Raw genomic sequence first — 9817 nt, forward strand, 5'->3', positions numbered from 1 at the left:
CTGATGTTCGGACTGCCCCTCAGCTTCGCCGCCCCCGCCGCCCTCGCGGCGCTGATCGCCCTGCCGGCCCTGTGGTACCTGCTGCGGGTGACACCGCCGCGGCCGCGCCGCATCGATTTTCCGCCCCTGCGCATCCTCGCCGACCTGCTGCCGGAGCGCGAGACCCCGGCCCGCACCCCGCCCTGGCTGCTGGCGCTCCGGCTCCTCGCCGCCGCCTGCCTGATCCTGGCGGTGTCGGGCCCGGTCTGGAACCCGACGCAGCAGGGTGCCGGCGACGGGCGCAATCCCCTCGTCCTGGTTCTCGACAACGGCTTCACCGCCGCGCAGGATTGGCGCGACCGGGTCCGCGTCGCCACCGCCGAGGTCGAGGCGGCGGCCCGAGCCGGCCGCCCCGTCGCGCTGCTTCCCACCGCCTCGGCGCCGGTGGCGCTCGAGGCCACCGGCCCCGGCCCGGCCCTGAAGCGCCTGCGCGCCATCGCGCCGCTGCCGCACCTCGCCGACCGTTCGGCCCACCTCGCGACGCTCTCCGCCTTCCTGGAGCGAGCGCCGGGCTCGGCCGTGGTCTGGATCCATGACGGCGTCGCGGGCCCCGATGGCGACGGCTTCCCGGCGGGTCTCGCCCAGGCCGCCGCCCGCGGCCGCGCCGATGTCACCGTGCTCAAGGCCGAGCGCCCGCCGGCGCTCGCGCTCGCCGGCCCCGATTCCTCCGGCGGCCAGCTTGGGGTGAGCGTGGTGCGGGCTGCCGCCAACGGCCGCGATTCCGGCACCGTGCGCGCCCTCGACTCCAAGGGCCTGCCGCTGGCCGAGACGAACTTTTCGTTTTCGGGCGAGGCGACCGCGACGGAGGTCCGCTTCGACCTGCCGGTGGAATTGCGCAACACCATCGCGCGGTTCGAGATCGGCGGCGAGCACTCGGCCGGCGCGGTGGTGCTGGCCGACGAGCGCGGCCGGCGCCGCCGGGTCGGCCTCGTCTTCGGCGGCACCAGCGACCAGGCCCAGCCGCTGCTCTCGCCGACCTACTACCTGTCGCGGGCGCTGACGCCCTTCGCCGACGTGCAGGAGCCGCGGGCGGGGCGCGGCGTCGCCGAGTCGATCGGCCAGATGCTCGATTCGCAAGTGTCGGTCCTGGTGCTCGCCGATGTCGGCGCCCTCGATCCCGCCACCCTGGAGCGGGTCTCCGCCTTCGTCGACAAGGGTGGGCTGCTCCTGCGCTTCGCCGGTCCCCGGCTCGCCGCCGGCAGCGACGACCTCGTGCCGGTGCGCCTGCGCCGCGGCGGGCGGACGCTGGGCGGCACCCTGTCCTGGGACAGCCCGCGGACGCTCGCGCCCTTCGTACCCGAGAGCCCCTTCGCGGGCCTGACGCCGCCGGCCGATATCGGCGTGCGGCGCCAGATCCTCGCCGAGCCGGACGGCGAACTCGCCCGGCGCACCTGGGCCGCCCTGCAGGACGGCACCTCGATCGTCACCGCCGCCAAGCGGGGGGAGGGCATGGTGGTCCTGGTCCACGTCACTGCCGACACCACCTGGTCAAACCTGCCCCTCTCCGGGCTCTTCGTCACCATGCTGCGCCGGGTCGTGGCGCTCGCCGGCACCACGCCGCCGACGACCGGCGCCGCGCCGGGTGCGCCCCCGCCGGTGCTGGCCCCGCGCCTGACCCTCGACGGGTTCGGCGCGCTGAAAGGCCCCCCGGCCACCGCGCGCGCCGTGCCGGCGACCTGGACCGAGCGGGCGACGCCGGAGCATCCGCCGGGCTATTACGGCCCGGCCGATGGCGGCCTCGCGGTCAACGCGCTCACCGTGGAGGACCGGCTGAAGCCCCTCGACCTCAAGGCGCTCGCCGGCGCCCGATTCGGCGGTCTGGAGGAGGCGCGCACCCGCGACCTGCGCGGGCCGTTCTTTCTCACAGCCCTGCTGCTCCTCGCCCTCGACACCCTGGCGAGCCTGTGGCTCGGCGGCTTCCTCGGGCTGATGGCGGCGCGCCTGCGCCGCCGGCCGGCCGCGGCGGCCCTGATCCTCGGCCTCCTGGTTCTGGGCGCCGCGCCGGAGACGGCGCGGGCCGCCGAGCCTGCCGCCAACCGGCCGAACGGCATCGAATCGGCCCTCGTCACCCGCATCGCCTACGTGGTCACCGGGGACGCGACCGTCGACGAGACCAGCCGGGCGGGCCTCGCCGGCCTGACCACGATGCTGGCGAGCCGCACCGCGCTCGAACCTGGCGAGCCCGCCGGCATCGACCCGGCGCGGGACGAGCTCGCCTTCTACCCGTTGATCTACTGGCCGATCGTGCCGAGCCGGCCGATGCCGGGCGAGGCGGCGATCCGGCGGATCGACGCCTTCATGAAGAACGGCGGCACGGTAATCTTCGACACCCGCGACGCGATGACGGCCCGCCCCGGCGGTCCGCCAACGCCCGAAGCCCTCTATCTCCAGCGCATGCTGGCGACCCTGGAAGTGCCGGAACTCGAGCCGGTGCCCCGCGACCACGTGCTGACCAAGGCGTTCTACCTCGTCGACGGCTTCCCCGGCCGTTATGCCACCGGCCAGACCTGGGTCGAGGCGCTGCCGCCGGCCGGCGAGGGGGGCGAGCGCCGCCCGGCCCGGGCTGGCGACGGCGTCTCGCCGATCGTCATCACGGGCAACGACCTCGCCTCGGCCTGGGCGGTCGGCCGGCGCGGCGAGGCGCTCTATCCCCTCGTCGGCGGCGACCCGCGCCAGCGCGAGATGGCGTTCCGCGGCGGCGTCAACCTCGTGATGTACGCGCTCACCGGCAACTACAAGGCGGATCAGGTCCACGTGCCGGCGCTGCTGGAGAGATTGGGGCAGTGAAGCACAGCGTCACCGAACGGTATCTCTCATGCTGAGCCTGAGCCTCGCCCCGCTCGTCCCCGTCCCGGTCCTCTGGGCCTTGGCCGGACTCGCCGCGATCCTCGCCGTGGTCGCCTTCCTCGCCCGCGGGCCGGTGGCGCTGCTGCGCGTCCTCGTCCTCGCCCTGGTGCTGCTCGCGCTCGCCAACCCCTCGCTGGTCCAGGAGGAGCGCGAGCCGGTCAAGGATGTGGTCGCGGTCGTCGTCGATCGGTCGGGCTCGCAAGGGCTCGGCGACCGGCCGGCGATGACCGACCGGGTCCGGGCCGAGCTGGAGCGGCGCCTCGGCCCCCTCAACCAGATCGAGCCGCGCTTCGTCGACGTGCCGGAATCCGGCGGCGACGAGGGCACGCGGCTGTTCACGGCGCTCTCCGGGGCGCTGGCCGACGTGCCGCCCGACCGCCTCGCCGGCGTGGTGATGCTGACCGACGGCGTCGTCCACGACATCCCGGCGAACCTCGCCTCGGCGAGCTTCAAGGCGCCGCTCCACGTGCTGGTCACCGGCCGGCCCGACGAGCGCGACCGGCAGATCCGCCTGATCGAAGCGCCGCGCTTCGGCATCGTCGGGCGCGACCAGACCATCCGCGCCGAGGTGATGGAGCGCGGCGGTACCGGCTCGGCCGTCGTGACCGTGCGCCGCGACGGCGAGGAGGTGGTGCGCCAGTCCGTGCGCACCGGTCAGCCGTTCAACCTGACGCTCCGGGTCGAGCACGGGGGTCCCAACGTCGTCGAGATCGAGGCCGAGGCGCTGCCGGGCGAGCTCACCACCGCCAACAACCGCGCGGTGCTGCCGATCGAGGGCATCCGCGAGAAGCTGCGGGTGCTGCTCGTCTCCGGCGAGCCGCATGCCGGCGAGCGCACCTGGCGCAACCTGCTGAAATCCGACGCCAACGTCGATCTCGTCCACTTCACCATCCTGCGCCCGCCGGAGAAGCAGGACGGTACCCCGATCTCCGAACTCTCGCTGATCGCCTTCCCGACCCGCGAGCTCTTTCAGCAGAAAATCAAGGATTTCGACCTCATCATCTTCGACCGTTACGCCAACCAGAGCGTGCTGCCGTCGAGCTACTTCGACAACATCGTGCGCTACGTGCGCGAGGGCGGGGCGCTCTTGATCGCCGCCGGGCCGGAATTCGCCTCCGCCGCCAGCCTCGCCCGCACGCGCCTCGCCGCGATCCTGCCGGGCGAGCCGAACGGGCGGGTGGTCGAGCGGCCCTACAAGGCGGCGCTGACGAATAGCGGCCAGCGCCATCCGGTCACCCGCGACCTGCCGGGCTCGGACGCCTCGCCCCCGGCCTGGGGCGACTGGCTGCGGCTCATCGGCGCCGAGGTCCGCCCCGGCATCACCCCGATCATGGCCGGCGCGGATTCGCTCCCGCTCCTCGCCCTGTCCCGCGAGGAGAAGGGTCGGGTCGCGCTCCTCCTCTCCGACCATGCCTGGCTCTGGGCCCGCGGCTACCAGGAGGGCGGGCCGCATCTCGACCTGCTGCGCCGCCTCGGCCACTGGCTGATGAAGGAGCCGGCCCTGGAGGAGGAAGCTCTGCGGGCCTCGGCCACCGGCCACGGCCGCGAGGTCCGGGTCGAGCGCCAGACCATGGCCGACACCGCCGAGCCCGTCACCGTGACGGCGCCGAGCGGCAAGGCCCGCACCCTGACGCTGAATCCCGACAAGCCGGGCCTGTTCGCCGCCACTTTCGAGGCCGACGAGCTCGGCCTGCAAACCCTGCGGGCCGGCACCCTCATCGCCTTCGTCAGCGTCGGCCCGGCCAACCCGCGCGAGCTGGTCGACGTGTTCAGCGACACCGAGCGCCTGCGTCCGATCGCCGAGGCCACCGGCGGCTCCGTCCGCCGCCTCGCCGAGGCGGGCGGCGGGATCGCGATTCCACGGCTCCAGATCGCCCGCTCGGGCCGGCTCTCCGGCTCCGACTGGATCGGCTTCCGTCCGAGCGACAGCGCGGTGGTGCGGGGCGTCTCGGTCTACCCGCTGGGCTTGGGGCTGGCAGCGCTGGCGGCGCTGGCGGCGGCCGTGCTGGCGATGTGGCTGGTGGAAGGACGGCGCGGGCGGGTGTGAGGGCGTGCCGAATCGTAGTCCTGAATACGGCACTACCACCCTCCGGGTCATCCCGGGGCTCGGCGAAGCCGAGAACCCGGGATCCATAACCGCTGACGATGCAAAAGGAGGCTGAGCGCGATTCGCTTCGTCTTTTAATGTCAGCGGTTATGGATCCCGGGTTCCGCTGCGCGGCCCCGGGATGACATCGTGGGTTGCCTATCGGTCAGCCCACCCCGTCCCACAGCCCGGCCTCGACCCCCGCCATCGCCGCCTCCGGCGTCAGCCATGCCCACTCCGCCCCCGCCTGGTGCCGGAACCACGTCACCTGCCGCTTGGCGTAGCGCCGCGTATCCGCCTGCCCCCGGGCCACCGCCTCGTCATACGGGAGCGCCCCCCGCAGATACGCGATCAGCCCCGGCACGCCGTGGGCGCGCATCACCGGCAGCATCGGGTCGAGGTCGCGGGCGGCGAGGGCCCGCACCTCGTCGAGGGCGCCCGCCGCAATCATGGCGAGGAAGCGGGCGTCGATCCGGGCCCGCAACACCTCCCGGTCCGGGGTCAGAAACAGCTTGCGGCAGGCGAGGCCGGTAAGCGGGCCCGGCCGGCGCGCGGCGTGGAAGGCGGCGATCGGCCGGCCGGTGGCGGCCAGCACTTCGAGGGCGCGGAGCACCCGCAGGCGGTCGTTGGGATCGAGGCGGGCGGCACCGTCGGGATCGCGGCGGGCGAGGGCGGCGTGGATGTCGGGCGTGTCACGCCCCTCGGCATCCTCCCGGATCATGGCGCGGACCTCGTCCGGCACCGGCGGGATCTCCGAGAGCCCGTCGGTCAGGCCCATGAAGTAGAGGCCCGTTCCGCCGACGACGATCGGCAGGCCACCCGTTGACCAGGTCTCGTGCAGAACGCGGCACGCCTCCGCAAGGTAATGGCCGACGGAGAAATTCACCGCGCCGTCCACGGTCCCGTAGAGGCGGTGGGGGACCTGCATTTCCTCGTCGGGCGCCGGCCGCGCCGTGAGCCGGTGGAGGTCGCGGTAGACCTGCATCGAATCGGCGTTGATCACCACGCCGCCGTGCCGGCGCGCCAGGGCCAGCGCCAGGGCCGACTTGCCCGAGGCGGTCGGCCCTGCGATGAGGATCGCCCGAACCCGCCCGTCCATGCCTGCCCCTCTCGCGCGCGGCCGGGACGCCACCGACGACGAACCCGAGCTTCTCAATGACCTTGGTCGCGACCCTGATAGCAAACCCGGAGCGCCCCGCCATCACCGACGCGGTGCTGGCCGAAGCCCGGCGGGTGCTGGCGACCGAGCACCAGCCGCGCATCCTGCACGGCGAGGTCGCGGCGGAGGTGCTGGTCGAGGGCGCTCCCGCCGCGGCGCCGGCTTTGGCCGAGCGCCTGCGCGCGGCGCTCCAGGCCGAGCCGATCGACGTGGCGGTGCAGGTCATGAGCTCGCACCGGCGCAAGCGGCTGTTCCTCGCCGACATGGATTCGACCATGATCGGCCAGGAATGCATCGACGAGCTCGCCGATCAGGTCGGCCTCAAGGCCCATGTCGCGGCGATCACCGAGCGGGCGATGCGGGGTGAGATCGCCTTCGAGCCGGCCCTGCGCGAGCGCGTCGCCCTGCTCAAAGGTCTGCCGCTAGGCGCCATCGACGAGGTGATCGCCTCGCGCATCACCCTGACGCCAGGCGGGCGCACCCTGGTGCGCACCCTCAAGGCCCACGGCGCCTACACGGCCCTGGTCTCGGGCGGCTTCACCCTGTTCACCGGGCCGGTGGCGGCGCAAATCGGGTTCGACGAGCACCGCTCGAACCGCCTCGAGACCGAGGGCGACCAACTCGCCGGCACCGTCGCCGAGCCGATCGTCGGCCGCGACGCCAAGCGTGCGGCCCTGATCGAGCTGCGCACCCGTCTCGGCCTCGACCCGGCCGAGACCTTGGCGGTCGGCGACGGCGCCAACGACTTGGCGATGCTGGAAGAGGCCGGTCTCGGCGTGGCGTTCCGGGCCAAGCCCGCGGTCGCCGCTGCCGCCCATGCCCGCATCGACCACGGCGATCTCACGGCGCTCCTCTACCTGCAGGGCTTCGCGGCCGCCGAGTTCGTCGAATAGGTTGCGTTCCGGTCCCGCACCGCTACACGACACCGGATGTCGACCGGACTGATTCTGCATCCCGACGGCTGCCCGCGCTGCGCGTGGCCGGGCACCGACCCGCTCTACGTCGCCTATCACGACACCGAGTGGGGCGTGCCGGAGCACGACGACCGCGCCCTCTACGAGAAGCTGATCCTCGACGGGTTCCAGGCCGGCCTGTCCTGGATCACCATCCTGCGCCGCCGCGACGGGTTCCGGCGCGCCTTCGCGGGCTTCGACCCCGAGGCGATCGCGCGGTTCGGCCCCGCCGAGGTCGAGGCGCTGATGCAGGATACCGGCATCATCCGCAACCGCGCCAAGATCGAGGCCACGATCCGCAGCGCGCGGGTCTACCTCGCGATCCAGGAGCGCGGCCCCGGCTTCTCGGCCTTCCTGTGGGACTTCGTGGACGGGCGCCCGCTCCAGCCGAATCCTCGGACCCGCGCCGACATCCCGACCGAGAGCCCGGTCTCGCGGGCGATGTCGAAGGCGCTCAAGGCGGAAGGCTTCGGCTTCTGCGGCCCGACCATCGTCTACGCCTTCATGCAGGCGGTCGGCATGATCAACGACCACGTCGTCGGCTGCTGCCGCCACGACGCCTGCGCCGCCCTGCCGGGGCCGGCCGGTCCCGGGATCGCCTCGTGAGCGCTCAAGCCAGGGCGTGGCAGCGGATGCTCTCGGGGCGGCGCCTCGACCTCCTCGATCCCTCGCCCCTCGACGTTGAGATCGCCGACATCGCCCACGGGCTCGCCCGGGTGGCGCGCTGGAACGGCCAGACCGCCGGCCCGCACGTCTTCTCGGTGGCTCAGCACTCGCTCCTCGTCGAGGCGATCGGCGGCGCCTTCGAGCCCGGCCTCACCGCGGCGGGGCGGCTGGAGCTGCTGCTGCACGACGCGCCCGAATACGTGATCGGCGACATCATCTCGCCGTTCAAGGCGGCGATCGGCCATTCCTACAAGGCGGTGGAGACGCGGCTCCTCGCGGCGATCCGCCTGCGCTTCGGCCTGACGCCGGCGCCGACCGCCGCGATGCAGCGCCTGATCAAGCGCGCCGACCGCCTGAGCGCCACTCTCGAGGCGACGCGGCTCGCCGGCTTCTCGCAAGCCGAGGCCGTCAAGGTCTTCGGCCGGCCCGACCGCGTCGAGGCGCCCCTCGACTCCCTGCTCGAACCCTGGCCGACCGCCGAGGCGCAAGGGGCCTTCCTCGCCCGCTTCCACGCCCTGGCCGAGGCCTTGCAGGCCGTCCCCGTACCGTGAGCCGAAGGACTTTTTCCGCGCCATGCCGAGCCTGCACGTCTGCGCCCTGTCCCGCCTGCCCGAGACCGTCGCAGCCACGGGTGCGCGCCACGTGGTGACGCTGATCAATGTCGGAACGCCGGTGACGCGGCCCGCTTCCATCGCGGAAGCCAACCACCTGTTCGTCGGCATCAGCGACATCACCGACGCCCTCGACGGGCACGTCCTGCCGGATGAAGCGCACGTGCAGCGGCTCCTCGACTTCGTGCGTGCCTGGCCGCGGGAGCAGCCCCTGGTCATCCACTGCTACGCCGGGATCAGCCGCTCGACGGCCGCGGCCTTCATCGCGACCTGTGCCCTGCGGCCGGACCGCGACGAGGCCGGGATCGCCCGCGAGTTGCGCGAGGCCTCGCCCTCGGCGACGCCGAACCGGCGCCTCGTCGCGGTGGCGGACGCGCTGCTCGGCCGGGAGGGGCGCATGGTGGCGGCCATCGCGGCGATCGGCCGCGGCGCGGACGCCTTCGAGGGCGAGCCCTTCAGCGTCACCATCGACTGATTCCACTGTGGCCGAAACGCAGCCCTGGCGCGCAAACGGGCATTCGCAGCCCCATCCTGGCCCCGCGGCACCGCCGGAGGGTTGTTTCGCGTCACCTCACTCGCCATAACCCAACGCTCATCATGGGAGCATCTTCGCGTATGTCCGCAGCCCGGTCCGATGCCAGCCGCGCGGCCGTTTCCGCACCCGCCGGCCCGGCCGGACCCGCGGATCTGCCGTTCGAGAAGGCCCTCGAGGAACTCGAGGGCATCGTGCAGCGCCTGGAACAGGGCAACGTGCCGCTCGACGAATCCGTCGCGATCTACGAGCGCGGCGAGGCCCTCAAGCGTCACTGCGAGACGCTGCTGCAGCGTGCCGAGGCGCGCATCCAGCGCATCACCCTCGGGGCGGACGGACGCGCCGCCGGGACGGCGCCGCTCGATGTCGCCTGATCGCTCCCAATCCCTGCGCGCCGGGTTCCGGCGTCGGGTTTTCCCCTTCCGGACGTGAGGATGGCTCCGGTGTCACCGCTCAATCTCCCCCTCCTCGACCGCGTCCGCGAGCCGGCGGATCTCCGCCAGCTGCCCGAGAGCGACCTGACCCAGCTCGCCGCCGAGCTGCGCGCCGAGACCATCGACGCCGTCTCCGTCACCGGCGGCCATCTCGGCGCCGGCTTGGGCGTCGTCGAGCTCACCGTCGCCCTCCACTACGTCTTCAACACCCCCGACGACCGCATCATCTGGGATGTCGGCCACCAGGCCTATCCCCACAAGATCCTCACCGGACGCCGCGACCGCATCCGCACGCTCCGCCAGGGCGGCGGCCTCTCGGGCTTCACCAAGCGCGCCGAGAGCCCCTACGACCCCTTCGGCGCCGCCCACTCCTCCACCTCGATCTCCGCCGGTCTCGGCATGGCCATCGGCCGCGACCTCTCGGACGCCGCCGCGAAAGCCCGCGGCGAGACGCCGCCGCGCCGCAACGTCGTGGCGGTCATCGGTGACG

General features: G+C 73.3%; 9 protein-coding genes. 8 read left to right on the top strand and 1 reads right to left on the bottom strand.

The genetic code is table 11. The features are described from left to right. Window positions 1-3: 3 nt before the first annotated feature. Both ABZT49_RS03405 and ABZT49_RS03410 read left to right on the top strand, forming a co-directional pair. On the top strand, window positions 4-2826 hold the full coding sequence (locus ABZT49_RS03405) for a DUF4159 domain-containing protein (RefSeq protein ID WP_355283038.1): 2823 nt from the start codon (window positions 4-6) through the stop codon (window positions 2824-2826). Between the two features lie 28 nt (window positions 2827-2854). Continuing rightward, a complete protein-coding gene (locus tag ABZT49_RS03410; protein WP_355283042.1) occupies window positions 2855-4933 on the top strand; it encodes a hypothetical protein in 2079 nt (692 codons plus the stop codon). 205 nt (window positions 4934-5138) lie between these two features. Here the strand turns inward: ABZT49_RS03410 and miaA are convergent, their stop codons facing one another. Next, on the bottom strand, window positions 5139-6071 hold the full coding sequence (gene miaA / locus ABZT49_RS03415; protein WP_355283045.1) for a tRNA (adenosine(37)-N6)-dimethylallyltransferase MiaA: 933 nt from the start codon (window positions 6069-6071) through the stop codon (window positions 5139-5141). A 56-nt stretch (window positions 6072-6127) separates the two neighbouring features. Between miaA and serB the strand changes: the two genes are divergently transcribed. From serB to ABZT49_RS03445, 6 genes are all read left to right on the top strand, one after another. Beyond that, on the top strand, window positions 6128-7024 hold the full coding sequence (serB, locus tag ABZT49_RS03420; RefSeq protein ID WP_355283048.1) for a phosphoserine phosphatase SerB: 897 nt from the start codon (window positions 6128-6130) through the stop codon (window positions 7022-7024). Window positions 7025-7060: 36 nt separating this feature from the next. Then, entirely contained in the window at window positions 7061-7690 is a 630-nt protein-coding gene (locus ABZT49_RS03425) for a DNA-3-methyladenine glycosylase I (protein ID WP_355283050.1), read from the top strand. Between the two features lie 26 nt (window positions 7691-7716). Then, on the top strand, window positions 7717-8301 hold the full coding sequence (locus ABZT49_RS03430) for an HD family hydrolase (protein ID WP_355283067.1): 585 nt from the start codon (window positions 7717-7719) through the stop codon (window positions 8299-8301). Window positions 8302-8323: 22 nt separating this feature from the next. Further along, the gene (locus ABZT49_RS03435; protein WP_355283053.1) at window positions 8324-8836 is read left to right on the top strand and encodes a protein-tyrosine phosphatase family protein; all 513 of its coding nucleotides are present in this window, start codon (window positions 8324-8326) and stop codon (window positions 8834-8836) included. 140 nt (window positions 8837-8976) lie between these two features. Beyond that, window positions 8977-9267 (top strand): exodeoxyribonuclease VII small subunit, encoded by a 291-nt coding sequence (locus ABZT49_RS03440; RefSeq protein WP_048465388.1) that lies wholly within the window; start codon window positions 8977-8979, stop codon window positions 9265-9267. Window positions 9268-9336: 69 nt separating this feature from the next. Next, the coding region (locus ABZT49_RS03445; protein WP_355283057.1) for a 1-deoxy-D-xylulose-5-phosphate synthase N-terminal domain-containing protein at window positions 9337-9817 on the top strand (481 nt) is incomplete at its 3' end.

The organism is Methylobacterium sp. EM32, from assembly GCF_040593685.1.
Taxonomy (GTDB): domain Bacteria; phylum Pseudomonadota; class Alphaproteobacteria; order Rhizobiales; family Beijerinckiaceae; genus Methylobacterium.